Source organism: Geodermatophilus normandii (genome assembly GCF_003182485.1).
Classification (GTDB): domain Bacteria; phylum Actinomycetota; class Actinomycetes; order Mycobacteriales; family Geodermatophilaceae; genus Geodermatophilus; species Geodermatophilus normandii.
Genome location: NZ_QGTX01000001.1, coordinates 1,436,186 through 1,461,268, shown reverse-complemented (window position 1 = coordinate 1,461,268; position 25,083 = coordinate 1,436,186). Strand labels below are relative to the sequence as shown.

Genomic DNA, 25,083 nt, shown 5'->3' with positions numbered 1-25,083 from the left:
ACGTGCGCCCCTCCGAGCTCGGCGTCGCCGAGGCCGCCCGGCAGATCGAGCAGCGCACGCTGTCCCCGGTCGAGCTCGTGCAGTCCGCGCTCGACCGCATCGACGAGGTCGAGGACCGGCTGAACGCCTTCGTCGTCGTCACCGCCGACGAGGCGCTGGAGGCCGCCCGGCAGGCGGAGCGGGAGATCGCCGACGGCGGGTACCGCGGCCCGCTGCACGGCATCCCGGTGGGCATCAAGGACCTCTACGACGTCGCGGGCCTCCCGACGACGTCGAGCTCGGCGGTCCGCTCCGGGTACCTCCCGACGGAGGACGCCGCCTGCGTCGCCCGGCTCCGCGAGGCCGGTGCCGTCGTGGTGGGGAAGACGCACACCCACGAGTTCGCCTACGGCGTCCTGACGCCGACGACCCGCAACCCCTGGGACACCGGCCGCGTGCCCGGCGGCTCGAGCGGCGGGTCCGGCGCCGCGGTGGCCGCCGGGGAGTGCCTGGTGGGGATGGGCACCGACACCGGCGGCTCGATCCGCATCCCGGCCGCCGTCTGCGGCACCGTCGGGCTCAAACCGACCTTCGGCCGGGTCTCCCGAGCCGGGATCACGTCCCTGTGCTGGTCGCTCGACCACGCCGGGCCGCTCACCCGCACCGTGCGCGACGCGGCGCTGACCCTCCAGGCCCTCGCCGGCTTCGACGCCCGCGACCCGGGCTCGGCCCGGGAACCGGTCCCCGACTTCACCGCCGACCTCGACGCCGGGGTCCGCGGCCTGACGCTCGGCGTCCCGGCCAACTACTTCTTCGACGACGTCGACCCCGAGGTGGAGTCGGCCGTCCGGGAGGCCATCGGCGTCCTCGAGGCCCAGGGAGCGACGCTCCGGGAGGTGGAGATCCCCTACGCCGACCAGATGATGGCCGTCGAGTTCGGGGTGCTCGTGCCCGAGGCCAGCGCCTACCACCAGGAGATGCTGCGGGAGTCGGGGGAGGAGTACACCGGCGACGTCCGGGTCCTCCTCGAGGCCGGCGAGACGGTGCTCGCCACGCAGTACATCAAGGCGCTGCGCGTCCGCACGCTGGTGCAGCAGGCGTTCCGCCGCACCTTCGAGGGCCTCGACGCCTTGGTGTGCCCGACCGTGCCCGCCGCCGCGGCCGAGGTGGGGCAGCGGACGTTCACCTTCCCCGGCGGGAGGGAGAAGGCGGTGGTCGACGCCTGGATCGGGCACTCGGCCCCCGGCAACGTCACCGGCCTGCCGGCGCTGTCCGTGCCGTGCGGCTCCACCTCCGCCGGGCTCCCGATCGGGCTGCAGGTCATCGGCCGGCCGTTCGACGAGGCGGGCGTGCTCCGCGTGGGGCAGGCACACGAGTCGGCGACCGACTGGGTGTCCCGACGGCCCCCGCTGTAGGCGGCGCCGTCGGCCGGGGCGCACCACCGCATCGGGTGCTCGCCCTGCGGGACCGCGGGGACGAGTCGATGATCAAGGCCGGAGAGCCGGGCACGTCGCCCGGTGCGGGAGGAGAGCGCACGTGAAGGTCCTCGGCATCAACGCCATCTACCACGACCCCGCGGCGGCGCTCGTCGTCGACGGGCAGGTCGTGGCCGCGGCCGAGGAGGAGCGCTTCAGCCGGCGCAAGCACGGCAAACGCCCGCTGCCCTGGAGCGCCTGGGAGCTGCCCGAGCTGTCGGCGGCCTGGTGCCTGGCCGAGGCCGGCATCCGCCCCGAGGAGCTCGACGCCGTCGCCTACTCCTTCGACCCGGCGCTCATGGGCACGCCGGAGGAGTCGGGCCTGTTCGACGACGGCGACACGATGCGCCGGAAGTACGCCGAGATGGCCCCGGACTTCCTGGCCCACGCCCTGCCCGGCCTCGACCCGGCGAAGGTCCGCTTCGTCAAGCACCACGTCGCGCACGCCGCCTCCGCCGGCAAGGCGGCTCCGCAGCGGGACAACGCGGTGCTCGTCCTCGACGGTCGCGGCGAGGCGCACAGCCACCTCGCCGGCCGCTACGTCGACGGGCAGCTGGAGATCCTCGCCGGGCAGGCGCTCCCCCACTCCCTCGGCCTCATGTACGAGGACCTCACCGACCACCTGGGCTTCCTGCGCAGCTCCGACGAGTTCAAGGTCATGGCGATGGCCTCCTACGGCAAGCCGCGCTTCCTCGGCGAGCTGTCGGAGCTCGTCCGGGCCACCGGCGACGGCGGCTTCGTCACCGAGAAGATCGACTTCGCCGAGTTCGCACCGCGTCTCGGCACGGGCGACCGGTGGACCGAGGACCACGCCGACCTCGCCGCCAGCGTCCAGACGCGGCTGGAGGAGGTGCTGGTCGACCTCGCCCGCTGGGTGCACGAGCAGACCGGCGAGAAGACCCTCACCATGGCCGGCGGCACCGCGCTCAACTGCGTGGCCAACACCCGCATCCTCGCCGAGAGCCCCTTCGAGCAGGTCTGGGTGCAGCCGGCCGCCGGCGACGCCGGCACGGCGCTCGGCGCGGCCCTGCACGTGGCCGCCGAGCTCGGCGAGCGCACCGAGCCGATGCCCGGCGCGGCCCTGGGCCGCGGCTGGAGCGACGACGAGATCGAGCGCTGGCTGCAGACCGCGGCCGTCGACTACGAGCGCCCCGACGACGTCGCCGAGGCCGTCGCCGAGGTGCTCGCCGACAACGGCATCGTCGCCTGGTTCCAGGGCCGCAGCGAGTACGGCCCGCGCGCGCTGGGCCACCGCTCGCTGCTGGCCCACCCCGGCTTCGAGACCAACCTCGAGCGGATGAACGACGTCAAGGGCCGCGAGCAGTTCCGCCCGGTCGCACCGATGGTGCTGCTGGAGAAGGCGCCCGAGATCTTCAGCCGCGGGCCCATCCCCTCGCCCTACATGCTCTTCGTGCACGACGTCGCCCCGGAGTGGAGGGACCGCATCCCCACGGTCACCCACGTCGACGGGACCGCCCGCATCCAGACCATCGACCCGGGGACCGAGCCGCTGGTGCACCGGATGATCGCGGCGTTCGAGCGGCGCACCGGGATCCCGGTGGTGGTCAACACCAGCCTCAACACCGCCGGCCGGCCGATGGTCGACGACCCGCGCGACGCCCTGGAGTGCTTCGGCTCCGCTCCGGTCGACCTGCTGGCCATCGGCCCGTTCGTCGTCCGCCGGCCCGTCCGGACACCGCGCCCCTGACCTGGTCCGCATCCCGCGTCCCACGGCGCGGCGCGACCGGCACCGTCCGGTCCGCGCCGTGCCGTCGGCGTGCCGTCGGCGTGCCGTGCCCCTCCTCCGGGTGACCGGCGAACCGGAACCGGGCCTGCGTCCGAAGAACCCGTGCACCCGCCCGCCCCGGTGGTGACGATCCGGCAACGACGGTCCCCCGGAAGGGGGAGAGCCGTTACCGGTCGTCGCCCAGGGGTAGGTGACACCGCGTGCCGCCACGTCGGCGGCGCCCCACCCCACGGAGGAACCCCCATGTCCAGTGCAGGCAACACCGGCGCCCGCCCGGGGATGGCCTGGCCCCAGACGCTCGCCCTCGCGTTCGGGGTCGTCTACCTGCTGGTCGGCATCGTCGGCTTCTTCATCACCGGCTTCGACGGGTTCGCCGCCAACCAGACCGACGGCAACATGGACAAGCTGCTGATCTTCATGATCAACCCGCTGCACAACATCGTGCACATCCTCATCGGCCTGGCCGGCATCGCGCTGTCCCGCACGCTGGCCGGCGCCCGCACCTACGGCTGGTTGCTCGCCGTCGGCTACGGCGCGGCCTTCGTCTACGGCCTCATCGCCGCGGGCAAGGACTGGGACTTCCTCAACATCAACGCCGCGGACAACGTCCTGCACATCGCCACCGCCGTGGTCGGCCTGGTGATCGCGCTCGGCCCGGTCAACGACAGGATCGCCCGCCCCTCGCGCGCGTGACCGAGGACCCTCCTGCCCCACCCCCGCACGCTCGCGGCGGGCCCCTGCAGGAGGGCCACCCGACAGGAGCCGGGCACCCGCCAGCAGGGCGGGTGCCCGGCTCCTGCCGTTCCCGCCCCGGCGCGAGGTGACCCCGGTGCGACGGCGGTCACTCGGCGGTCTACCTTCCGACGCATGGACTTCGCCCTCTCCGCCCGAGCCGAGGACGTCTGCGGCCGGATGTGGGACTTCATGCGTGAGCAGGTCTTCCCCGCCGAGCCCGTCTACGAGGAGTGGCGGGCCGCCCGCGGCCACGACGACCACGGCCACCCGCCGGTGCTCGAGGACCTCAAGAAGGAGGCCCGCGCCCGCGGGCTGTGGAACCTCTTCCACCACGAGCTCGGGGGCATGACCAACCTCGAGTACGCGTCGGTCGCCGAGATCATGGGCTGGTCGCCCACCATCGCCCCCGAGGTCACCAACTGCGGCGCCCCCGACACGGGGAACATGGAGACGCTGATGCTGTTCGGCACACCCGAGCAGAAGCAGCGGTGGCTCGACCCGCTGCTCGAGGGGGAGATCCGCTCGGGCTTCGCGATGACCGAGCCCGACGTCGCCTCCTCCGACGCGCGCAACATCCAGACCTCGATCGTCCGCGACGGCGACGAGTACGTGATCAACGGCCGCAAGTGGTGGACCAGCGGTGCCGCCGACGAGCGCTGCCAGATCTTCATCGTCATGGGCAAGACCGACCCCGAGGGCGCTCCGCACCGCCAGCAGTCGATGGTGCTCGTGCCCCGGGACACCCCCGGCCTGGAGATCGTCAGGCACCTGCCGGTGTTCGGGTACCAGGACCAGCACGGCCACTCGGAGCTGCGTCTCACCGACGTCCGGGTGCCGGTGTCCAACATCCTCTCCGGTGAGGGTGACGGCTTCATGATCGCCCAGGCCCGGCTCGGCCCCGGCCGCATCCACCACTGCATGCGCGCCATCGGCATGGCCGAGCGGGCCCTCGCGCTCATGGTCGACCGGACCCAGAAGCGGGTCGCCTTCGGCCGCCCACTGGCCGACCAGGGCACCGTGCGGGAGGCGATCGCCCTGTCCCGGATCGAGATCGACCAGGCCCGTCTCTACGTGCTCAAGACCGCGGACCTGATCGACAAGTACGGAGCCAAGGGCGCCCGCACCGAGATCTCCGCGATCAAGGTCGCCGCGCCCCGCGTCGCCCTCGACGTCATCGACCGCGCCATCCAGGTGCACGGCGGCGCCGGCGTCAGCAACGACACCGTGCTGGCCCGCTTCTACGCCAGCGCACGGACGCTGCGGATCGTCGACGGCCCCGACGCCGTGCACATCCGCGGTGTCGCGAAGGAGGAGCTCGCCCGCGAGCGCCCCTGGGTCGGCTGAGCACCCAGCCCGGCACGACGACGGGGCCGGCACCTCAGGGAGGTGCCGGCCCCGTTCGCCCGTCCGGGCCGGTCACGGGGACAGAGTCGTCCCCAGACCCGCCGCGGCCAGCTTGGCCATGAGCTGGGTGCGGTCCAGGCCGACGTCGGACAGCGCGTCGGCGTCGCGGTCGGTGTCGATGTCGTCGGGCAACCGGCTCTCCACCGCCTGGGCGGTGTCGTTGTCACCCTCGGTGCGCAGGATCTCGAGCAGTCGCTGCTTCTCCAGTTTCACGCACGTCCTCCGTCCTGGGGCCCGCTCGGTCCCCCGGAGTGTGGTGCCGGTCACCCGCACCCCGCAAACGCGGGCACCGCCGCCTCAGTGCGCGGTGCGCGACCGGCGGAGCAGGAACCCGCCGACGGCGAGCAGGAAGACACCGACCGCCAGCTGCGCGACGCCGACGACGGTGCGGTCACTGGCGAACCACGTCGGCGAGGACACCAGCAGCACCACCCCGACGCCGAGCACCAGGAGCGCGACCAGCCGCTCCCGCCGCGCCGTCGTCCCGCCGTCCCCGCGCCGTGCCGGACCGCCGCCCATGTCGCCTCCGCTCCGCCGCCGGTCCCGACCGGCCGTCGACGACGAGCCAACCAGACGGCGGGCGACGGACCGCGAGGGGCTGGACAGGCAAGTGGAGGCTTGCGTATCGTCCCGCCGTGGGCGACGTGTTCAAGGCCCTCGCCGACCCGACCCGGCGCGCTCTGCTCGACGAGCTGCAGGAGCGGGACGACCAGACGCTGTTCGAGCTGTGCACCCGGCTGCTGAGCCGGGGCGTCGGCTCGTCGCGCCAGGCCGTCTCGCAGCACCTCGACGTCCTCGAGCAGGCGGGCCTGGTCCGGCGTCGGCGGGAGGGCCGCCACACCTTCCACTCCCTGGACACCTCGCCGCTGCGCGCCATCACCCGGAGATGGCGCATCGACCCCGAGGAGGGCCCGTGCGGATCACCCTGACCAGCGTGCTGGTGGACGACCAGGACAAGGCGCTGCGCTTCTACACCGACGTGCTGGGCTTCGTGAAGAAGACCGAGGTCCCGCTGGGTGAGCACCGCTGGCTGACCGTCGTCTCCCCCGAGGCGCCCGACGGCGTCGAGCTGGTCCTGGAGCCCGACGAGCACCCGGCGGCGCGGCCGTTCAAGGCGGCGCTCGTCGCCGACGGCATCCCCTACACCGCCTTCTCCGTGGCCGACGTGCACGCCGAGACCGAGCGGCTCAAGGCCCTCGGCGTCCGGTTCACCCAGGAGCCGCTGGCCATGGGGCCGGTGACCACCGCCGTCCTCGACGACACCTGCGGCAACCTCATCCAGATCGTCACGGTGCAGGACGACGCCCCGGCGGGCTGACCGCCCGCCCGGGCTAGGGTCGCGGGCGTGGCGGAGCCGGTCGACCGGGTGCTCCCGTGGGCCCTGCTGCTGCGGGTCCACGCCGCGGTGCTCCCCCGGCTGGAGCGGGCACTGGCGGCGCACCAGCTGCCGCTGGCCTGGTACGACGTCCTCCTCGAGCTCAACGCCGCGGACGGCCGGCGGCTGCGGATGAGCGAGCTGGGCAGCCGGGTGGTGCTCAGCCGGGAGCGGGTCAGCCGGGTGGTCGACGAGCTCGAGCGGGCCGGCCTCGTCCGCCGCGAGCCCAACCCCGACGACCGCCGGTCGCTGTTCGCCGTGCTCACCGAGGAGGGCCGGGAGCGGCTGCGCGCCGCCGCCCCGGCCTACCTCGCCGGCATCGAGGAGCACTACACCCGCCACCTCGACGACGAGGAGATCGGCGTGCTGTCCCGGGCGCTGACCCGGGTGCTCGAGGCCGAGGAGCCGCCCCGCCGCTGACCGGGGCGGTCAGAACGTCTTGCCGGCGTCGCGGGCCTGGGCGGCGGCCAGGGCCCGGCGGACGTCGACGTCGTCGGCCACCAGGTCCGGGCGCAGGTGGATCTCGGTGACGTCCTCGATGCCCGCCCAGTGCAGCCAGTCGGTGAAGAAGGTGCTCTGGAAGTCCGACCCGAAGGCCGGTCCGCGACCGGGGCCGTAGACGGCGCTGGTGTAGACGACGGCGGCCTTCTTGCCCGACAGCAGGCCCCGGTAGCCGGCCACCGGGTCGAAGCCGAACAGCAGTCCGGGCTGGCTGACGACGTCGATGAACTGCTTGAGGACGTAGGGCACGCCGGCGTTCCACATCGGGACGCTGAACAGGTAGCGGTCGGCGGCGTCGAAACGGCGGAAGGTCGCCTCGACCCTCCGCCAGGCCTCGGCGGACTCCCCCTCGGGGTGCCCGCCGGCGAAGATCGCCATCTTGCCGGCGGTGGCGGCCGGTCCGAAGGACGGCAGCGTGCCGTCCCAGAGGTCGAGGGTGTCGACCGGGACGTCGGGGTGGGTCTCGGTGAAGGCCTCGAGGAAGGTCGCGGCCAGCGCCAGCGACTCGGAGGCGGCGCCGCGGGGTGAGGCGGACACGTGCAGCAGGGCGGACATCGGGGGTCCTCTCGGGAGGGTTCTGTGCGGACACACGCAGTATGCACAGATGCGTGCGCACGCACAAGAACCTCGATCACGGACGAGGCCTGGCAGGGAGGTGGCGGCCTCAGCCGTTCTTGGACGGCGGCTCGCCCTCGTCCAGGGCGGCCTGGGCCTCCACCGGGTCGTAGGCGCAGGCGTCGCCGACGTCGGCGGCCGGGGCGGCCGGCGGCGGGGCCGGCGTCTGACCCGCCCCGGTGTCGGCCTCGGGGCCCGAGGCGGAGTCCCCCGGCGCCGGGGGCGGGGCCGTCGTGGCCGCGGGGCTGATCGAGTCGCTGACGATCTGCCGCATCAGCGCGTAGTCCGGATAGGCCGGGTCGATGAGGCTGGTGTCGAAGACGACGCTGCGGACCTCGGCGTCCTTGACCAGGAACGCCAGGTCGACGAAGTCGTCGAGCGCCGAGCGGGGGATGTCGGTGCTGACGATGTCCTGCGTGGTGGCCGCGAGCTCCTGGTACTGGTCGAGCAGGGTGATCGGGTCGGCCTCGTCGATGATCGCGTCGATCGTGCACCGCTGGCGGTCCATGCGGTCGTAGTCGGTGAGGCCGTACCGGCCCCGGGCGAACTGCAGCGCCGTGTAACCGTCCATGTGCTGGTTCGGGCCCGGCGCGATGTAGTCGTCCGGCAGCTCCTGGCCGGTGATGCCGTTGATCGGCACGTAGTAGTTGACGTTGACGGTGATGCCGCCCAGTGCGTCGACCAGCCGGCTGAAGCCGTCCAGGTTGACCAGCACGAAGTAGTCGATATGCAGGCCCAGGGCCTCGCCGACGCCGAGCTTGAGGAAGTCCGCGCCGGGGTCGTCGGTCGGGCCGAGGACGTCGGGGTGGTCGGCCGGGCCGTTGCGGTAGACGGAGTTGAGCAGGCTCTCGCTCTCGCTGCCCGACTCGAAGCCCTCGGGGTAGATCGCGGCGAGCGGGCTGCCGGGCGGGAAGGGCAGGTCCTCCAGGTTCCGCGGCAGGCTGAACAGCGTCGTCTCACCGGTGGCGGTGGCGATGCTGGCCACGATCACGGTGTCGGTGCGCACGCCCTCGCGGCCCTCGCCGCCGTCCCCGCCGAGCAGCAGGACGTTGACCCGCTCCTGGGCGCCGAACGGATCGGGGACGTCCTCGACGGTGGCCGACTCGCGGTCGTCGGCGAACACGCCCTCGATCAGGCCGCGCTGCGCGACCGCCACCTCCCCGACCCGGTACGCCGGGTAGGCGATCCCGGCGACGAGGAGGGCCACCAGCACGGCGCCGACGGCGTGCCGGGGAGCGGAGCTGCGCCGCGGCAGCAGCGACCGGTAGCCGGTGACGACGACGACGACCCACGCGACCGCGAGCGCCACCAGCCCGGCGACGAGCCAGTCCAGCGAGGTGGAGTCGACGGCCAGGCGCACCGCGGTGCGCCGTCCGGCGGTGGCCAGCCAGACGCCGCCGGCCACCAGCAGGGCGAACAGGACGAGGACGAGCGCGCCGGTGCGGCGCCGTCCCGAGGCGAGGAACGCGGTCCCGGGGACGACCGCGTTGACGACGGTCAGGCCGAGCACCGCGCCGAGCGACCGCTTCTCGGGGCGCTGCCTGCGCTCGCGCCGGCGTCCCGTCCCCTGCGACCCGGGAACCGGCGGGAGCGGCGGCGCGCTCCCGATCGGCCGGGTGACGTCCGGGTCGTCGCTCACGGACGCACCCGGGCCCAGGCCGCTCGGCTCGTCGCGTGTGCACGGGTCCGGGGCCTGGTCATCGCGCCATGGTCCCACTCGCGGCTGGCAGTCACGGCGTCGTCCGTACCCGCTGTCCGGCGTGGGCACCCGATCGGGCGTGAGTTGTGTCTCCCCTGGTCACGGCCGGTGTCCGCGCACGCTCCGGCGGTGACGGGAGCCGCCGCATAGGCTCGGGGACCGTGCGCCTCGCGACCTGGAACGTGAACTCCATCCGGACCCGGGTCGACCGGGTGACCGCCTGGCTGCAGCGCCGCGACGTCGACGTCCTGGCCCTGCAGGAGACCAAGTGCCGCGACGACCAGTTCCCCGAGGAGCGCTTCCGCGAGATCGGCTACGAGGTCGCGCACGTCGGCTACTCGCAGTGGAACGGCGTCGCGGTGCTGTCCCGGATCGGGCTCGACGACGTCGAGGTGGGCTTCCCCGGCATGCCGACGTGGGCGGCCAAGGAGGGCGCCGAGCCCGCCGCCGAGGCGCGGGCGCTGGGCGCCACGTGCGGCGGGGTGCGGGTGTGGAGCCTGTACGTGCCCAACGGCCGCCAGCTCGGTGACCCGCACTACGACTACAAGCTCGAGTGGCTGGCGGCGCTGCGCACCGTGGCCGGCGGCTGGCTGACCGCGGACCCGGCCGCCCAGGTGGCGCTGGTCGGCGACTGGAACATCGCGCCGCAGGACGAGGACGTGTGGGACATGAGCGTGTTCTCGCACTCGACGCACGTCTCCGGGCCAGAGCGGGACGCGTTCCGCGCCGTCGTCGACGCCGGCTACGCCGACGTCGTCCGGCCGCTCGCCCCCGGTCCCGGCGTGTTCACGTACTGGGACTACACGCAGCTGCGCTTCCCGCGCCGGGAGGGCATGCGGATCGACTTCGTGCTCGGCACGCCCGCGCTGGCCGGCCGGGTGACGAACGCGCTGATCGACCGCGAGGAGCGCAAGGGCAAGGGCGCCAGCGACCACGCCCCCGTGGTCGTCGAGCTCGCCGACCAGGAGGTCTAGCCGGCTCCGCCGTGCCGGATCACGCGGCCGCGGCGGTCCGGCGCCGCTGACGGCGCACGAGCACCGCACCGGCACCTGCTGCGGCTGCCACGACGAGGGCGGTTCCGGTCCCGTTGCCCTCGGCGGGCATCTGCGTGGGGTCGGGACAGACGGCATCGGTCTTGCGCGCGGCGAGGTTGGTACCGCCCAGGTGCCACATCGGTCCGCCGCCCCGTGGCACCGTCACCGAGAAGACCCCGTGCCGGATGCCCGCGGCGAACGTCGTCGGCTGCGGCTGGACGGATGACCGGGGCGTCACCTGGTTGGCCGGTCCCACCGGGATGTCGACCGGGACGCCGGTGCGGTTGTCGTAGCCGAAGACCGCGGTCCAGCTCCCGTCGGCGTGGGTGAGGACGCAGTCGACCAGCGGGACGACGTCCGGCGGATCGGAGCGGTCGACCCCGGACCCGCCCGGTTCCGCACCGGCCACCCCGGGACCGAGGAGGACCACCAGCCCGAACGTCACCGCGCTCATCAGCCGCGCGGCGCGGGACGGGCGTCTCCTCGCGTGGTGTCGTCCGCGGTCGTCCATGGGGAGTGGTGTCCTGTCTCGTCGGCCGGCTGTCTCTCCTGACACCCCTTCATCGGCAGGGATCGACGCGTTCCACAGCCCCGACCGGGTGATCTCGGCCCGAGGTCAGCGGGTCCGGGCGCCACTCCACCGGGTCACGGTCGCGGTCCCCGCGGAGCACTGATGTGCGCCGCGGCCGCCGGGATCCACGGATGCCCGTCGTCGAGCCCCTCGGCCCTGGCCGCGGCGCGCAGGGTCGCCGACGCCGACTCGAAGGACTGCCCCTCGGCTCGGTCGCTCGCCAACTCGTAGACGGCGATCGCCTTCAGGCGCTGCTCCAGCGGCAGGTCCCCGAGCAGGGCTCTCCAGTCCTCGTCCATCCCCGGGGAGTGCCCTACCGGGCGGCGGACCACGCCGGCCACCGCGGATCCGGGAGGGACGGAGGGCCCCGCGCGGTCGCACGGGGCCCTCCGCACGGTCACCGGCTCGCGGGGCTCAGTCGACCGCCCGCGCGCCGACCGCAGGAGGACGGCCGACCGGCGAGTCCGCACCCGCGGCCTCCCGGCCCTGCCGGCTCCGCTGCGCCCGCGCCTGACGGAGGCGCGACAGGGCGGCCCGCTGACCGAAGGCCCCGGTCAGCCGATCGAGGAAGATCGCCAGCAGGACGACGGCCAGACCGCCCTCGAAGCCGCTGGCGACGTCGAGCTGGGTCACCGCCCGCACCACCACCGCCCCCAGGCCGGCCGCGCCGAGCAGGCCGGCCGTGACGACCATGGACAGCGCCAGCATGATCACCTGGTTGATGCCGGCCATGATGGACGGCAGCGCCAGGGGCAGCTGCACCTCCCGCAGGACCTGTCCGGGCCGGGCGCCGAAGGCCTGCGCGGCCTCGACCACCTCGCGGTCCACCTGCCGGATGCCCAGCTCGGTCAGCCGCACGCCGGGCGGGATCGCGAAGAGGATCGTCGCGACCACGCCGGGGACGACGCCCACGCCGAAGAAGAAGACGGCGGGGATGAGGTAGACGAAGACCGGCGTCGTCTGCATGAAGTCCAGCACCGGCCGGATCACGACGCTGACCGCCCGGTGCCTCGCCGCCAGGATGCCGGTGGGGACCGCGACGGCCGTGGCGATGACCGCGGCGACGAGGACCAGCGCCAGGGTCTGCATGGTCTCGACCCACAGCTCCAGCGACACCACGAGCAGGAACGCCAGCACCGTGTAGAGAGCCAGCCACGGGCCGCGCAGCAGCAGGGCGAGGACCGCGAAGACCACGATCCACACCACCGGCGGCGGGGAGACCAGCAGGTCGGTCAGCCCGTCGACGAGGACCTGCATGACGGCCGAGATGGCGTCGAACAGCCACGGCACCGTGTCGAGCAGCCAGTCGATGAGGTCGGAGACCCACTGGCCGAGCGGGACGTGCGGGATCACGAGCGCCTCCCCCGGACCGGGACGGCCGAGAGCGCGTCGAGCACCGCGGCCCGCGGCACGACACCGAGCAGCCGCCCGTCGCCGTCGACCACGCCGAGCGGCACGGCGTGCCGCCCCACGAGGTGCACGAAGTCGACCACCGGCCGGTCGGCGGCGATGGTGGCGTAGTCGGCGACGAGCTCGCGCGGACCGACCGCGGTGCGGCCCTCCTGCAGGGCGCGGGCCAGCAGGTCGTCGCGGGCGACGCCGGTGATGCGCCGCTCGCCGTCGAGGACGTAGACGCCGTTGGCCTCCGCTGCGCCGAGCGCCTTGAGCACGTCCCCGGGCGGGTCCCCGAGCCGGGCGGTCAGCCGCGGCTCCCGCAGCAGGTCGCCCGCGGTGAGCACCCGGGTCCGGTCGACGTCGGAGGTGAAGTCGGCGACGTAGTCGTCGGCGGGCGCGGAGATGATCTCCGGGCCGGTGCCCAGCTGGACCGTCCGCCCGTCCTTGAGCATGAGGATCCGGTCACCCAGCCGCATCGCCTCGTTGAGGTCGTGCGTGATGAACACGATCGTCTTCGACAGCTCCGACTGCAGCCGCTCCAGCAGGTCCTGCATGTCGCGGCGGATCAGCGGGTCCAGCGCGGAGAACGGCTCGTCCATGAGCAGCACCTCGGAATCGGCGGCCAGTGCGCGGGCCAGGCCCACGCGCTGGCGCATGCCGCCGGAGAGCTGGTCGGGCCGCGCGTCGGCCCGCTCGAGCAGACCGACCGTCTCCAGGGCCCAGTCCGCGCGCTCGCGCTGCTGCGCGGCCGGGGCGCCGCGGACCTTCAGCGCATAGGCGGCGTTCTCGCGCACCGTGCGGTGCGGCAGCAGCGCGAAGTGCTGGAAGACCATGCTGATCTTCTCGTTGCGCACGGTCCGCAGCTGCGCGTCGTCGAGGGCGCGCAGGTCGCGGCCCTCGACCTCGACGGTGCCGGCGCTGGGCTCGATGAGCCGGTTGAGCAGGCGGACCAGCGTCGACTTGCCCGATCCCGACAGGCCCATCACGACGAACAGCTCCCCGCGCTCGACGGCGAAGCTCACGTCGTGGACCGCGAGGGTCGCGCCGGTCCGGCGGTGGATCTCGTCGCGCCCGAGGCCCTCGCCGGCCAGTCGCAGGGCCTCCTGCTCGCGCGCCCCGAAGACCTTCGTCAGGCCCGAGACGCTCAGCACCGGCGGCGCCACGTCAGCCGATCCACTCGTCGATCCGGTCGGCGTTGGCGTCGACCCACTCGCGCGCGACGGTGGAGACGTCCTCGCCGTCGACGTCGACCCGCTTCTGCATCTCCTCCATCTCGTCGACGGAGATGCGCAGGTCGGTGAGCAGGTCGACGAAGGCCGGTGCCTGCTCGGCCAGCTCCTTGCTGGCGGCGATGTTGGCGCTGTACGAGGGCATCGCGCAGGCGCCGTCGCCGGTGGTGAGGCAGCCCTCGGTGTAGGGCGTGGGCTCCGCCAGCTGGACCATGTCGTACTGGGCGAACACCGCGTGCGGGTGGTACAGGTACAGCACGATCGGCTCCTCGCGGCTGTAGCTGTTCTCCAGCTGCGCGAGCTCGGCGGCCTCGCTGGAGACGACGTGCTCCAGGTCGATGCCGTACCCCTGCAGCCGCTTGGCGTTCTGCTCGGTGGTGATGTAGCCGGGGTCGGCGTCGTAGAACTTGTTCCCGAGCTCGTCGGCGTAGTCGTCGAGCTGCGTGACGCTGGTCAGCCCCTCCAGCGGCCCGCCCGGCTCGACCGCGTAGGCCGGGACGAACCAGCCCTGCGCGGCGTCCCCGTAGGTCTCGGACACGACGTCGACCTGCTCGCTCGCCGAGTCGGCGAGCTCCTGCTGGTTCGGCAGCGCCACCTCGGTGAGCAGGTCGATGTCCCCGCGCTGCGCGCCGGCCCACGCCGCGGCCGGGTCGAGCTGCGTCGTCGCCAGGGAGGCGACGCCGAGGTCGGGGTGGTCGGCGGTGATCTCGCTGAGGATCCCGTTGGTCAGGCCGGCGGCGGTCCAGCTGAACTGGGCGGTCTGCACGGTGATGCCGTCCCCGCCGCCGCCCCCTCCCGAGCCCGCCTCCTCGCTGGTGCACCCGGCGAGGGCCGCGGTCAGGAGGGCGGTGAGTGCCACCGCGGAGGCGCGGGGACGGAGGAGTGTGCGCTGCATGGGGTTCTTCTTCCCTGGGACGTCGGACCCGGCGGGCCGCGGCGGACGTGGGCGTGCCACGAGGCGCAGGCCCTCGGAGGAGCCTGCGCCTCGTGGCGCGGTGAGGTGGCGGAGCAGGGCTGCCGGGGTCAGGCGGACGCGGGTCCGACCGGAGCGTCGCCCCGGAGGGTGATGCGGTGCATGACACGGCGCTGGGCGCCGTAGTCGCGGTTGGCGTAGTGCACCGTCGAGCGGTTGTCCCACATCACCACGTCGCCCACCGACCAGCGGTGCCGCACGATGTGCTCCGGCTTGGTGACGTGCGCGTAGAACATGTCGAGCAGGTACCGGCTCTCGGCGTCGGACACGCCCTCGATGTGCGACACGAAGCCCGGGTTGACGAACAGCCCCTTGCGGCCGGTCTCCGGGTGCACGCGCACGACCGGGTGCGCCACCGGGACCAGGGCGCGGAACTCCTCGCCCTCCCACTTGGTCCGCTCCTGGCGCTGGGCGAGGTAGTAGCCGAACTCGCGGGTGCCGTCGTGGACCGCGACGAGCTGGTCGGCCAGCCGCTGCACGGGCTCGGAGAGCGAGCGGTAGGCCAGCTCCAGGTCGGCCCACTGGGTGTCCCCGCCGGTCGGCGGGAGGACGACGGCGCGCAGCACCGACCCCAGCGGCGGCCGGCGCACGAAGGTGACGTCGGTGTGCCAGACGTCGGCGAACCCGCCGGTCGCGCTGTCGAGCGCGTAGATCTCCGGGTGCTCCTGGTCGACGCCGGGGACCACCGGGTGGGACTCGGTGACCTCGCCCAGGCGGCGGCCCAGGGCGATCTGGCCGTCGGGGTGCAGGTCGTGCTGGCCGGCGAAGAACAGCACCTTGTACTCGGCGAGCGCGGCCCGGACGGCCCGGACCTGCTCGTCGGTGGCGCGGGCGAGGTCGACGCCGTGGACGCGGGCGCCGATCGTCGGCTCGAGGCGCTCGAGGTCGAGGCCGCCGTCGAGGTCGGCCGGCGCGGTGGGGGCAGCAGCGAGCAGGGTCATGCGGGGACTCCGGGGCGTGTGGGGGCGAGCGGGCGGGGCTGGGACGGCGTCTCAGGCCCGACAGAGCGCGCTCGCGCACCGCAGCAGGTCGACGTGCCGGCGCTCGACGAGCGCAAACCGCACAAACCCGACCGGATGCATGGGGATTACCGTAGCGGGTCCTCGCCCTCCCGGCGACGAGGGGCCCCCGGGCGGCGTCCGTAGCGTGGCGCCCCGGTGCCGCGTCCCCGACGCCCCCCGACGCCCGCAGGAGGAGCCCGTGCCCACCACCGTCAAGGCCTACGCCGCCACGTCCCCCACGGCGCCGTTGACGCCGACGACGATCGAGCTCCGGGACGTCGGCCCGCACGACGTGCGCATCGCCATCGGCTACGTCGGCATCTGCCACTCCGACATCCACACCGCCCGCGGCGAGTGGGGGGCCACGGACTACCCGATCGTCCTCGGCCACGAGATCGCCGGGGTCGTCGCCGAGGTCGGCCCGCAGGTGACCCGGTTCCGGGTCGGCGACCGCGTCGGCGTCGGCTGCCTGGTCGACTCCTGCCGCCGGTGCGCGTACTGCCGGCGCGGCGACGAGCAGTTCTGCGCCGAGGGCTACGTCGAGACCTACTCGAGCACGGGCCGCGACGGCCGGCCCACCCAGGGCGGCTACGCCGAGGCCATCGTCGTCACCGAGGACTTCGTGCTGCGCATCCCCGACGGCATGGCCCTCGACGTCGCCGCGCCGCTGCTGTGTGCGGGCATCACCGCCTACTCCCCGCTGCGCCGCTGGGGGGCCGGCCCCGGCACGCGGGTCGCCGTCGTCGGCCTGGGCGGGCTGGGCCACATGGCGGTCCAGCTGGCCTCCGCGATGGGGGCCGAGGTCACCGTGCTGTCGCAGTCGATGAGGAAGCAGGAGGACGCCCTGCGCCTGGGCGCCACCCACTACGCCGCCACCAGCGACCCGGACACGTTCTCCCGCCTGGCGGCCTCCTTCGACCTCGTCGTCAACACGGTCAGCGCGTCGATCGACGTGGACGCCCACCTCTCCCTGCTGGCCGTGGACGGCACGATGGTCAACGTCGGCATCCCGGAGCACCCGGTGTCGCTGGACGTCCTCTCGCTGCTCATGCGGCGGGTCTCCTACGCCGGATCGAACATCGGCGGCATCCGCGAGACCCAGGAGATGCTGGACTTCTGCGCCGGGCACGGCATCGCCGCCGTGATCGAGACGATCGGCGCGGAGCAGGTCAACGAGGCCTACGAGCGGGTGGTGACCTCCGACGTGCGCTACCGCTTCGTGATCGACACGGCCACCCTCGCCTGAGGGCGCTCAGTCGCGCCGCGGGCGGACGGCGGGGGCGTCGGGGACGTCGGGCGGGATGCGGTTGGGGCCGGCCTCGGCGGGCCGGGGCCGGTCCTGGGGGTGCAGGCGCACGGCGACCAGGGCGACGTCGTCGTCGGATCCGCCCTCCAGCATCCTGAGCAGGAGCTCGTCGCACAGCTCGTCGAGGTCGAGGCCGGCCAGCTCCTCCAGGGTCCCGCGGAGCCGGTCGAGCCCCTGGTCGAGGTGCTGGTCCCGTCGCTCGATGAGGCCGTCGGTGTAGAGGACCAGGGTCGCGCCCTGCTCGAGGGTGACCTCGGACTCGCGGCGCCGGGCGGTGTCGTCGACACCGAGCAGCAGCTCGGGTCGCAGGCCGTGGAGGGGCCGCACCGTGCCGTCGGGGTCGACGACCACGGGCGGCGGGTGCCCCGCGTTGGACCAGGAGACCCTGGTCACGCCCCGGTCGGCCTCGTCGTCGGTCTGCTCCAGCCGGACGACCACCGCGGTGGCGGTGGTGTTCACCTGCAGCGTGGTCATCGCCTCGTCGACGCGCCGCAGGACCTCCGCGGGGCCGGCTCCCGTGGTCACCGCGATGGCCCGCAGCATCGACCGGATCTGGCCCATGGCGGCAGCCGCCTCGGTGTTGTGCCCGAGGACGTCGCCGACCGTGACGATCATGCTCCCGCCCGGCTGGAGGAAGGCGTCGTACCAGTCCCCGCCGACCTGGGCGGTCTCCGCCGCCGGCGTGTAGCGGACGACGACCTGGACGTGGTCGGGCTGTGCCGGGCCCGTGAGCAGGGACCGTTGCAGCCCCTCGGCCAGCTGGCGCTGCCGGCGGTACAGGCGGGCGTTGTCCAGCGCCAGGCCGGCCCGGGCGGCGATGTCCGACACGGTGGCGAGGGCGTCCGCGGTGATCCGACCCCGGGCCGGGCCGTTGAACAGGCTGAGCAGGCCCACCGTGCGCCCGCGCCCCCGCAGGGGGACCACGGCGAACGAGGCCGGCGACAGCCGCTCGAGCAGGGTGTGCGCGGGGCCCGGCACCAGGACCTCGCGGATCCGGGCCGTCGCCTGCTCCTCGACCACGACCGGCCGGCCGGTGCGCAGGGCCCGGGCGACGAAGGACGTGTCCGTGAGGGCGGGGATGCGCTCCCGGGCGTAGTCCTCGACGACCGGGAGCAGCGCGGGATCGGTGTGCCACCAGCCGACGTCGCGCAGCCCCCGACGGGAGCCGTGCTGGGACTCGTCCCCGACCAGGGTGACCAGGCACCAGTCGGCGAGCTCGGGGACGGCCAGCCGGGCCAGGCGGGCGACCGCGTCCTCCGCGTCGAGCGTGCCGGTCAGCTCGCCGGCGACCTGCTGCAGGAACTCGTTGCGCCGCTGCAGCTTCACGCGCTCGGTGATGTCGAGGAAGTAGAGGGCCAGCCCGTGCGGCCCGGGCACCGCGCGGACCTCCACCCACACGTCCAGCGGCGCGGGGTAGTGGGCGTCGAAGACGACCGGCCGGCCGGTGGCCGCGGCGCGGCGGTAGTTGTCCTCGAACGCCGTGCCCACGGTCGCCGGGAACGCCTCCCACAGGGAGCGGCCCAGCAGCCGGGTGCGGTCCTCGCCGGCGATCCGCTCGGCCTCGGCGTTGACGTGGGTCATCACCCAGTCGGTGTCCATCGCGATGAAGGCCACGGCGAGGCCCTCGAGGAGCTCGGCGGTCCGCTGCATCGGCTCCCGCTGCGTCGTGGTGTCGTGCGCGACGCCGATGAGCCGCCGCGACCCGCCGTCGTCGACCACCCGGCCCCGGGCGGCGAGCCAGCGGTGCGAGCCGTCGGCGAGGACGACGCGGTACTCGGCCTCGTACGAGCCGGCCGTGGCGAGGGCGCGCTCGACACGGGCGACGACGTCGCCGACGTCGTCGCGGTGGACGTGGGCGTACACGTCCTCGGGGCGTCCCGTGAACGCGTGCCGGTCGAGGTCGGACAGCTCGAGCATCCGGTCGTCGAGGACCAGGTCGCCCGTCGTCAGGTCCAGGTCGAAGGTCCCCACTCCCCCGGCCGCGGCGGCCAGGTCCCACCGCGCGCGGTCGGCACGGCTCTCGGCGCTCCGCGCCGCCAGCTCGAGCTCCGCGACGACCGCCCGCGCCAGCTGCTCGAGCACCCCCACGTCCGACGGCGACCACGGGCGCGGCGCCGCGTCGAAGACGCACAGGGCACCGACCGGCCGGCCGTCGTCCCCCGCCAGCGGGACGCCCAGGTAGGACCCGACCGCGCCGGAGGCGACTGGCGGCAGGTCCCGGACGCGGTCGTCGTGGGAGGCGTCGGGGACCACCAGCGGTCCGCCGAGATCGGCGGTGACGGTGCACAGGGAGTCCGCCAGCGGGCCCTGGCTCCCCACCGCGGACGGCGCCAGGCCGCTACCTCCGGCGATCGTCTGGACGTCGGAGAGGAGGGAGACCTGGGAGGCCGACGTCCCCATGAGGTGCGCGGCCAGCTCGGTGATCCGGTCGAGCGCAGCGGTGCCGGCCACCCGGAACCAGGCGTGCCGTCCGGGCGTCGGCCCGCGCCCCGGCGCGGGTCCGGCCGACGGGGAGCGGCCGGCAGCGGCGCGCGCCGGGAGAGGCCCCGGGTCGGGTGCCGCACTCCCCATCGGGCACACCTCCCATCCCCGCCGGGCGACGAGTCGTCCCCGCACGACCGTAGTGCCACGACGTCGGGCCGGGTGTCCGGCGGTCGGCGGGTCCGGCGGTCAGGAGGGTCGGCCGGGCAGCGCGGGGACCGGGGGAGCCGCCCGCACGAGGGAGGCGATCTCGTCGGCCGGGACGGGCCGGCCGAACAGCCAGCCCTGCACGGAGCTGCACCCCAGGGCCCGCAGGGCGTCGAGCTGCTCCGCCGTCTCGACGCCCTCGGCCACGACGTCGAGCCCCAGGCTGCGGCCCATGGCCACCATGGCGCCGGCGATCGACCCGGCGCCCGCGCGTCCGTCGAGGGCGGCGACGAACGACCGGTCGATCTTCAGGCGGTCCACCGGCAGCACCCGGAGCCGGCCGAACGACGAGTGGCCCGTCCCGAAGTCGTCGATGGCGATGGAGACGCCGAGCGCCCGGACCTCCTGCAGCGTGCGGGCCGCCTCGTCCGCGCAGCTGGTCGTGGCCGTCTCGGTGATCTCGACCTCGAGCCGGGCGGGGTCGACACCCGCCGCCCGCGCGCTCGACCGGACGGTGTCCGCGAGGTCCCCCCGGGCCAGCCGGCGCGCGGAGATGTTGACCGCGACCTGCAGCCGCGGGAGCCCGGCGGCGTCCCACCCGGCCAGCTGGCGGCAGGCCTCCCCGAGCGCCCAGTCGTCGATGAGGTCGATCGTCCCGGAGCTCTCCGCCACCGGGATGAACGTGTCGGGCAGGACGAGGCCGTGCAGGGGGTGGTGCCACCGGGCCAGGGCCTCGGCCCCCGTGATCCGGCCGGAGCGCAGGTCGACCTGGGGCTGGTAGAGGAGGGAGAACTGGCCGCTCCCGGCCGCGGTGCGCAGGTCGCGCACCAGCTGGGTCTGGGCGACCACCTGCTCGTGCATCGCCGGCTCGAAGACCGCGAACCGGTTCCGCCCGGCCGCCTTCGCCGCGTACATCGCGATGTCGGCGTCGCGGAGGACCTCGTCGGGGTCCCGGCCGTCCGCCGGGTCGAGGAGCGCGATCCCGATGCTGCAGCCGACCTCGAAGGTCTCCGGCCCCCACGGGACGGAGGCGTTGGACGCGGCGATCAGGCGCTCGGCGACGGCACCGACCTCGTCGCGGCCGCGCGCCGCGTCGACGAGCACCACGAACTCGTCACCGCCGAGGCGGGCAACGGTGTCCTCCGGCCGCACGCACGACCGCAGCCGGGAGGCGACGGCCGTCAGCACCGCGTCCCCGGCACCGTGGCCGTGGACGTCGTTGACGGCCTTGAAGTCGTCGAGGTCGAGCAGCAGGACGGCGCCGGGACCGGTGCGCCGGGCCGCCAGGACGGCCTCGAGCCGGTCCCGGAGCAGGACGCGGTTGGCCAGCCCGGTCAGGGAGTCGTGCAGGGCGAGCCGCGCCAGCTCCCCCGCCTGCTCCTGGAGGCGGTGGGCGTTGCTGACCGCCTCCGCCTGCGCCCGCTTCTGCTCGGTGACGTCCCGGACGATGGCCGCGTGCCCGGTCAGCGTGCCGTCCTCGTCCCGGATGGCGGAGACGGTCAGGAGCGCCTCGAAGACCGAGCCGTCCCTGCGCCGGTGCAGCCGCTCGAGGCGGACGTTGGACTGCTGCTGCAGGGCCACCAGCGCAGGGCCGACCAGGCCCTGCTGCCCCGGGGCCACCAGGCAGCGGACGTGGCGCCCGATCACCTCCGCGGCCGCGTGGCCGTAGAGCCGCTCCGCTCCCGGGTTCCACGTCCGGACCCGTCCGTCGAGGGAGGCGGTGTACACGGCGTCGTCCGTGGACTGCACCACGGCCGCCAGGCGCAGCAGCTCGTCCCGCTGTTCCCGCAGCTGCGCGGTCCGGTCCGACACCAGCCGCTCGACGAGCTCGCGCCGGTCCTCGAAGTGGCGCCAGGCCACGAAGCAGGCCCAGCTCTCGACGAGGATGAACACGGCGTGCAGCAGCGCCATCTGCGCCACGGACTGGCCGTGCACGAACACCGAGCCGTGCAGCAGGGAGCCGAGCACGAAGTGGTGCAGGGCCACGAAGCCGACGGCCAGGACGAAGGGCACCGGGGTCGCGTAGAGCGCGGCCAGGGGGAGCAGGGCGAAGAAGAGGAAGTGCGCCTCGGTGCGCCCACCCGAGACGTGCACGACCACGGCCGCCGCCGTCATCAACCCGACGGCCGCGAGGTTGGCCCGCTCACCCCGGGTCAGGAACGGCAGGGCCGCGGCCGCCCCGAGGGCCGCCACGGGGACGGTGAGCCCGCCGGCGCCGAGGACGCCGTGCCCCGCGACGAGGGCGTGACCGGCGACGACGACGGTCAGCGCGGCCAGGGTCCTCAGGACGAAGCGGTGGTGCCGGTGCCACTGCTCGTCCGGGAGGTGGCGTCCGGAGGGCAGGGTCCGGGCCACCCGGGCGAGCAGGCCGGGCACGGCGGGAGGACCGGGGGCCGCGGTGCTCCCGCTCTCGGTGCGCGCTTCCACGCCCGCCGTATCGGAACGACATCGACCTGACTCAACGCGGCTCCCCCCGACGAGTGAGGGGTGTCGGTGCGCCCGTGACCGGAGGAGCATCGGCGCATGGACGAGCAGTCCGTCCGGGCGGCGCTGGAGCACTACATCCGCCACAGCGCGGCCGGCGACGAGGACCGGGCCAGCGAGATCTACGCCGAGGACGCCGTCCTGGAGTTCCCCCAGTCCGGTGAGCGGTTCGAGGGCGTGGCCAACTTCCGGGAGTGGCGGCGGGACTACCCCGCGGAGGTCGAGCTCGAGATCGTCCGCGTGCGGGGCCGGGACGACTTCTGGGTGGTGGAGGTGCGCGCCCGCTACGACGGCGGGCCGTGGATGTCCGGCCCGGCGATCTACGAGTTCCGCGGGGACCTGGTGTCCCGCGAGACGATCTACGTCGGGGAGGCCTGGGAGGCGCCCGAGTGGCGGGCCCGGTGGCGGGCCGCGCCCTGACCGCGCCCTGACCGCGCTCTGGCCGCGTGGGTGGCTCACCTCACCGTCTGACCTGCACGGACGTCGTCCGCCGGGGCATCGGGGGACGAGCCGCGGTGTTGTACCCACCGATGACCGCGCCCGCCCTCGAGGCCCCCGCCCCCACCCGTCTGTGGACGCCCAGGCGCGTCCTCGTCACCCGCTCGGCCGCCGAGCGCCCGCACGGGCAGCGCGTGCTCGCGCGCCTCGAGGCGGCCGGCGTCTCCGACGTCGAGCTGCTGCCCGGCGACCGGCTGCCGTCGCTCCGGGGCGACGACGACCGCGCGGCGTTCATGGCCGCCAAGGACACGATGGCCCTGGTCGTCCCGCCGCCGTCGAAGCGGAGGCTGCAGCCCATCCCGCCGTCGGCGGACTTCCGGCTCGACCTGGCCGAGGGCTGCCCCGCGCACTGCCAGTACTGCTACCTCGCCGGGTCGCTGTCCGGCCCGCCGATCACCCGGGTCTGGGCCGACCTCGACGAGGTGCTCGACGGCCTCGACCCCTACGTCGGCCAGGGACGCATCACCTCCGGCACGCTCGAGCGCGGCGGCGAGGGGACGACGTTCGAGGCCTCCTGCTACACCGACCCGCTGGCCATCGAGCACCTCACCGGCGGCCTGGCCCGCATGGTCGAGCACTTCGGCACCCACGAGTGGCCCGGCCCGGTCCAGCTGCGCGCCACCACCAAGTTCGACGACGTCGCCGGCCTGCTCGGCCTGCCGCACGGCGGGCGCACCCGGCTGCGCTTCTCGCTCAACGCGGCCTCGGTCGGCCGGCGGTTCGAGGGCGCCACCAGCACGGTGGACGCGCGCATCGCCGCCCTGGGCGCCGTCGCCCGCGCCGGTTACCCGGTGGGCCTGACCATCGCTCCGATCATGCCGGTCGAGGGCTGGCGGGAGGGGTACGGCGCCCTGCTCGAGGCCGTCGCGGCGGTCCTGCCGGCCGGCACGGACCTCACCGTCGAGTGCATCACCCACCGGTTCACCCCGGGCAGCAAGGAGACGCTGCTCGACTGGTACCCGCGCACCAAGCTGGAGATGGACGAGTCCCGCCGCACCACCAAGCGGGGCAGGTTCGGCTCGGTCAAGCACGTCTACCCGAAGGAGACGATGGCCGAGCTGCGCACCTGGTTCGAGGCCGCCGTCGCCGACCGCCTCCCCCAGGCCCGCTTCCTGTACTGGACGTGACCACGCGGGACGGCGGGGACGGGTGTCCCCGCCGTCCCGTCCCGGTCAGGCCGGGATCAGGCCGTTCGGGTTGAGCACGTACTTCTTCGCCGCACCCTGGTCGAACTCCTGGTAGCCGCGCGGGGCGTCCTCGAGCGGGATCACCTCGGCGTTGACCGCCTTCGCGATCTGCACCCGGTCGTGCAGGATCGCCATCATCAGCTGGCGGTTGTAGCGCATGACCGGGCACTGGCCGGTCGTGAACGAGTGCGACTTCGCCCAGCCCAGCCCCAGCCGGATCGACAGCGAGCCCACCTTGGCCGCGTCGTCGACCGCGCCGGGGTCCCCGGTCACGTAGAGGCCGGGGATGCCGAGCGCGCCACCGGCCCGCGTGACGTCCATCAGCGAGTTGAGCACCGTCGCCGGCGCCTCCCGGTCCGAGCCCTCTCCGTGCCCGCGGGCCTCGAAGCCGACCGCGTCCACGCCGCAGTCCACCTCGGGCTCGCCGAGGATCTCCGCGATCTGGTCCTTCGGGTCGCCCTTCGACACGTCGACGGTCTCGCAGCCGAAGCTCCGGGCCTGGGCCAGCCGGTCGGCGTTGAGGTCGCCCACGATGACGACGGCGGCACCGAGCAGCTGCGCCGAGGCGGCCGCCGCGAGGCCGACCGGGCCGGCCCCGGCGATGTAGACCGTCGAGCCGGTCCCGACACCGGCGGTCACGCACCCGTGGTAGCCGGTCGGGAAGATGTCCGACAGCATCGTCAGGTCGCGGATCTTGGCCAGCGCCTGGTCGCGGTCCGGGAACTTCAGCGCGTTCCAGTCCGCGTACGGGACCATGACGTACTCGGCCTGCCCGCCGGTCCAGCCGCCCATGTCCACGTAGCCGTAGGCCGAGCCCGGACGGTCGGGGTTGACGTTGAGGCAGATCCCGGTCTTGCCCTCCTTGCAGTTGCGACAGCGCCCGCAGGCGATGTTGAAGGGCACGCTGACGATGTCGCCGACCTCGAGGAACTCGACGTCCGCCCCCTTCTCGACGACCTCTCCGGTGATCTCGTGGCCGAGCACCAGGCGCTCGGGCGCCGTCGTGCGCCCGCGGACCATGTGCTGGTCGCTGCCGCAGATGTTGGTGGCCACCGTCCGCAGGATGACCCCGTGCGGGGTCTTGCGGCCGACGTTGGCCGGGTTGACCCCCGGTCCCTCCTTAAGCTCGAGCCCGGGGTAGTCCAGGTCCGCGACCTCGACCTTGCCGGGCCCCATGTACATGACCGCCCTGTTACCTGCCACGGACGCGCCTCCTCTCGGCGACGTGCCCGACGGCCCGCCCGGCA

The 25,083-nt window shown here is 74.1% G+C and carries 25 protein-coding genes; 11 read left to right on the top strand and 14 right to left on the bottom strand.

What is annotated here, in order from left to right; genetic code table 11:
- Nucleotides 1-2 precede the first annotated feature (2 nt).
- From JD79_RS07170 to JD79_RS07155, 4 genes are all read left to right on the top strand, one after another.
- A complete protein-coding gene (locus tag JD79_RS07170; protein ID WP_110004958.1) occupies nt 3-1,394 on the top strand; it encodes an amidase in 1,392 nt (463 codons plus the stop codon).
- Nucleotides 1,395-1,515: 121 nt separating this feature from the next.
- Nucleotides 1,516-3,162: a carbamoyltransferase family protein gene (locus JD79_RS07165; protein ID WP_110004957.1), complete on the top strand. Its 1,647-nt coding sequence runs from the start codon at nt 1,516-1,518 to the stop codon at nt 3,160-3,162.
- A gap of 282 nt (nt 3,163-3,444) precedes the next feature.
- Entirely contained in the window at nt 3,445-3,894 is a 450-nt protein-coding gene (locus tag JD79_RS07160) for a DUF4383 domain-containing protein (protein ID WP_110004956.1), read from the top strand.
- 174 nt (nt 3,895-4,068) lie between these two features.
- Entirely contained in the window at nt 4,069-5,280 is a 1,212-nt protein-coding gene (locus JD79_RS07155) for an acyl-CoA dehydrogenase family protein (protein ID WP_110004955.1), read from the top strand.
- Between the two features lie 72 nt (nt 5,281-5,352).
- Here the strand turns inward: JD79_RS07155 and JD79_RS07150 are convergent, their stop codons facing one another.
- Both JD79_RS07150 and JD79_RS07145 read right to left on the bottom strand, forming a co-directional pair.
- Complete coding sequence (locus tag JD79_RS07150) at nt 5,353-5,553, bottom strand: hypothetical protein (protein WP_110004954.1); 201 nt, start codon at nt 5,551-5,553, stop codon at nt 5,353-5,355.
- 84 nt (nt 5,554-5,637) lie between these two features.
- Nucleotides 5,638-5,859, bottom strand: a complete 222-nt coding sequence (locus JD79_RS07145) for a hypothetical protein (RefSeq protein WP_110004953.1) — start codon at nt 5,857-5,859, stop codon at nt 5,638-5,640.
- Nucleotides 5,860-5,975: 116 nt separating this feature from the next.
- Here JD79_RS07145 and JD79_RS07140 point away from each other — a divergent pair, with 116 nt between their 5' ends.
- From JD79_RS07140 to JD79_RS07130, 3 genes are read left to right on the top strand one after another with little or no spacing between them, the layout of a single operon-like run.
- On the top strand, nt 5,976-6,269 hold the full coding sequence (locus JD79_RS07140) for an ArsR/SmtB family transcription factor (RefSeq protein ID WP_110004952.1): 294 nt from the start codon (nt 5,976-5,978) through the stop codon (nt 6,267-6,269).
- The gene (locus JD79_RS07135) at nt 6,254-6,658 is read left to right on the top strand and encodes a VOC family protein (protein WP_110004951.1); all 405 of its coding nucleotides are present in this window, start codon (nt 6,254-6,256) and stop codon (nt 6,656-6,658) included. The genes JD79_RS07140 and JD79_RS07135 overlap by 16 nt, the downstream gene beginning before the upstream one ends.
- A gap of 27 nt (nt 6,659-6,685) precedes the next feature.
- Nucleotides 6,686-7,135: a MarR family winged helix-turn-helix transcriptional regulator gene (locus JD79_RS07130; RefSeq protein WP_110004950.1), complete on the top strand. Its 450-nt coding sequence runs from the start codon at nt 6,686-6,688 to the stop codon at nt 7,133-7,135.
- 9 nt (nt 7,136-7,144) lie between these two features.
- Here JD79_RS07130 and JD79_RS07125 read toward each other — a convergent pair whose 3' ends face one another.
- Together JD79_RS07125 and JD79_RS07120 are read right to left on the bottom strand one after the other, a co-directional pair.
- Complete coding sequence (locus JD79_RS07125; RefSeq protein ID WP_110004949.1) at nt 7,145-7,771, bottom strand: FMN-dependent NADH-azoreductase; 627 nt, start codon at nt 7,769-7,771, stop codon at nt 7,145-7,147.
- A 109-nt stretch (nt 7,772-7,880) separates the two neighbouring features.
- On the bottom strand, nt 7,881-9,470 hold the full coding sequence (locus JD79_RS07120; protein WP_110004948.1) for an LCP family protein: 1,590 nt from the start codon (nt 9,468-9,470) through the stop codon (nt 7,881-7,883).
- 221 nt (nt 9,471-9,691) lie between these two features.
- On the opposite strand from JD79_RS07120, the gene JD79_RS07115 reads away from it, so the two are divergent.
- Complete coding sequence (locus tag JD79_RS07115) at nt 9,692-10,504, top strand: exodeoxyribonuclease III (protein WP_110004947.1); 813 nt, start codon at nt 9,692-9,694, stop codon at nt 10,502-10,504.
- 19 nt (nt 10,505-10,523) lie between these two features.
- On the opposite strand, the gene JD79_RS07110 is transcribed toward JD79_RS07115, so the two are convergent.
- The 7 genes from JD79_RS07110 to JD79_RS24485 form a co-directional block, all read right to left on the bottom strand.
- Entirely contained in the window at nt 10,524-11,018 is a 495-nt protein-coding gene (locus JD79_RS07110) for a hypothetical protein (protein ID WP_110004946.1), read from the bottom strand.
- 191 nt (nt 11,019-11,209) lie between these two features.
- The gene (locus tag JD79_RS22155; RefSeq protein ID WP_146220404.1) at nt 11,210-11,434 is read right to left on the bottom strand and encodes a hypothetical protein; all 225 of its coding nucleotides are present in this window, start codon (nt 11,432-11,434) and stop codon (nt 11,210-11,212) included.
- Nucleotides 11,435-11,549: 115 nt separating this feature from the next.
- Nucleotides 11,550-12,488 carry an ABC transporter permease gene (locus JD79_RS07100; RefSeq protein WP_110004944.1) on the bottom strand — a complete coding sequence of 313 codons (939 nt, stop codon included), beginning with the start codon at nt 12,486-12,488 and terminating at the stop codon, nt 11,550-11,552.
- Complete coding sequence (locus JD79_RS07095) at nt 12,485-13,693, bottom strand: quaternary amine ABC transporter ATP-binding protein (protein ID WP_110004943.1); 1,209 nt, start codon at nt 13,691-13,693, stop codon at nt 12,485-12,487. Before JD79_RS07095 ends, JD79_RS07100 begins: the two co-directional genes overlap by 4 nt.
- Nucleotide 13,694: 1 nt before the next feature.
- A complete protein-coding gene (locus JD79_RS07090) occupies nt 13,695-14,654 on the bottom strand; it encodes a glycine betaine ABC transporter substrate-binding protein (RefSeq protein ID WP_110004942.1) in 960 nt (319 codons plus the stop codon).
- 128 nt (nt 14,655-14,782) lie between these two features.
- Nucleotides 14,783-15,673 (bottom strand): TauD/TfdA dioxygenase family protein, encoded by an 891-nt coding sequence (locus tag JD79_RS07085; RefSeq protein ID WP_110004941.1) that lies wholly within the window; start codon nt 15,671-15,673, stop codon nt 14,783-14,785.
- 51 nt (nt 15,674-15,724) lie between these two features.
- Complete coding sequence (locus tag JD79_RS24485; RefSeq protein ID WP_425454167.1) at nt 15,725-15,814, bottom strand: putative leader peptide; 90 nt, start codon at nt 15,812-15,814, stop codon at nt 15,725-15,727.
- 118 nt (nt 15,815-15,932) lie between these two features.
- On the opposite strand from JD79_RS24485, the gene JD79_RS07080 reads away from it, so the two are divergent.
- A complete protein-coding gene (locus tag JD79_RS07080; RefSeq protein WP_245899868.1) occupies nt 15,933-16,979 on the top strand; it encodes an NAD(P)-dependent alcohol dehydrogenase in 1,047 nt (348 codons plus the stop codon).
- A 6-nt stretch (nt 16,980-16,985) separates the two neighbouring features.
- Here the strand turns inward: JD79_RS07080 and JD79_RS07075 are convergent, their stop codons facing one another.
- Together JD79_RS07075 and JD79_RS07070 are read right to left on the bottom strand one after the other, a co-directional pair.
- Nucleotides 16,986-19,490 (bottom strand): SpoIIE family protein phosphatase, encoded by a 2,505-nt coding sequence (locus JD79_RS07075; protein ID WP_211307894.1) that lies wholly within the window; start codon nt 19,488-19,490, stop codon nt 16,986-16,988.
- A 219-nt stretch (nt 19,491-19,709) separates the two neighbouring features.
- A complete protein-coding gene (locus tag JD79_RS07070) occupies nt 19,710-22,094 on the bottom strand; it encodes a putative bifunctional diguanylate cyclase/phosphodiesterase (RefSeq protein ID WP_146220403.1) in 2,385 nt (794 codons plus the stop codon).
- A 96-nt stretch (nt 22,095-22,190) separates the two neighbouring features.
- On the opposite strand from JD79_RS07070, the gene JD79_RS07065 reads away from it, so the two are divergent.
- Together JD79_RS07065 and JD79_RS07060 are read left to right on the top strand one after the other, a co-directional pair.
- On the top strand, nt 22,191-22,571 hold the full coding sequence (locus JD79_RS07065; RefSeq protein ID WP_110004937.1) for a nuclear transport factor 2 family protein: 381 nt from the start codon (nt 22,191-22,193) through the stop codon (nt 22,569-22,571).
- 110 nt (nt 22,572-22,681) lie between these two features.
- Nucleotides 22,682-23,776 (top strand): SPL family radical SAM protein, encoded by a 1,095-nt coding sequence (locus tag JD79_RS07060; protein ID WP_110004936.1) that lies wholly within the window; start codon nt 22,682-22,684, stop codon nt 23,774-23,776.
- Between the two features lie 45 nt (nt 23,777-23,821).
- Here the strand turns inward: JD79_RS07060 and fdhA are convergent, their stop codons facing one another.
- On the bottom strand, nt 23,822-25,039 hold the full coding sequence (gene fdhA, locus JD79_RS07055) for a formaldehyde dehydrogenase, glutathione-independent (RefSeq protein WP_110004935.1): 1,218 nt from the start codon (nt 25,037-25,039) through the stop codon (nt 23,822-23,824).
- Between the last annotated feature and the right edge of the window lie 44 nt (nt 25,040-25,083).

Coding starts and splice junctions, on each gene's coding strand:
- JD79_RS07160 (WP_110004956.1), top strand. CDS start 3,445: ATGTCCAGTGCAGGCAACACCGGCGCCCGCCCGGGGATGGCCTGGCCC.
- JD79_RS07155 (WP_110004955.1), top strand. CDS start 4,069: ATGGACTTCGCCCTCTCCGCCCGAGCCGAGGACGTCTGCGGCCGGATG.
- JD79_RS07145 (WP_110004953.1), bottom strand. CDS start 5,859: ATGGGCGGCGGTCCGGCACGGCGCGGGGACGGCGGGACGACGGCGCGG.
- JD79_RS07125 (WP_110004949.1), bottom strand. CDS start 7,771: ATGTCCGCCCTGCTGCACGTGTCCGCCTCACCCCGCGGCGCCGCCTCC.
- JD79_RS07110 (WP_110004946.1), bottom strand. CDS start 11,018: ATGAGCGCGGTGACGTTCGGGCTGGTGGTCCTCCTCGGTCCCGGGGTG.
- JD79_RS22155 (WP_146220404.1), bottom strand. CDS start 11,434: ATGGACGAGGACTGGAGAGCCCTGCTCGGGGACCTGCCGCTGGAGCAG.
- JD79_RS07090 (WP_110004942.1), bottom strand. CDS start 14,654: ATGCAGCGCACACTCCTCCGTCCCCGCGCCTCCGCGGTGGCACTCACC.
- JD79_RS07085 (WP_110004941.1), bottom strand. CDS start 15,673: ATGACCCTGCTCGCTGCTGCCCCCACCGCGCCGGCCGACCTCGACGGC.
- JD79_RS24485 (WP_425454167.1), bottom strand. CDS start 15,814: ATGCATCCGGTCGGGTTTGTGCGGTTTGCGCTCGTCGAGCGCCGGCAC.
- JD79_RS07065 (WP_110004937.1), top strand. CDS start 22,191: ATGGACGAGCAGTCCGTCCGGGCGGCGCTGGAGCACTACATCCGCCAC.
- JD79_RS07060 (WP_110004936.1), top strand. CDS start 22,682: ATGACCGCGCCCGCCCTCGAGGCCCCCGCCCCCACCCGTCTGTGGACG.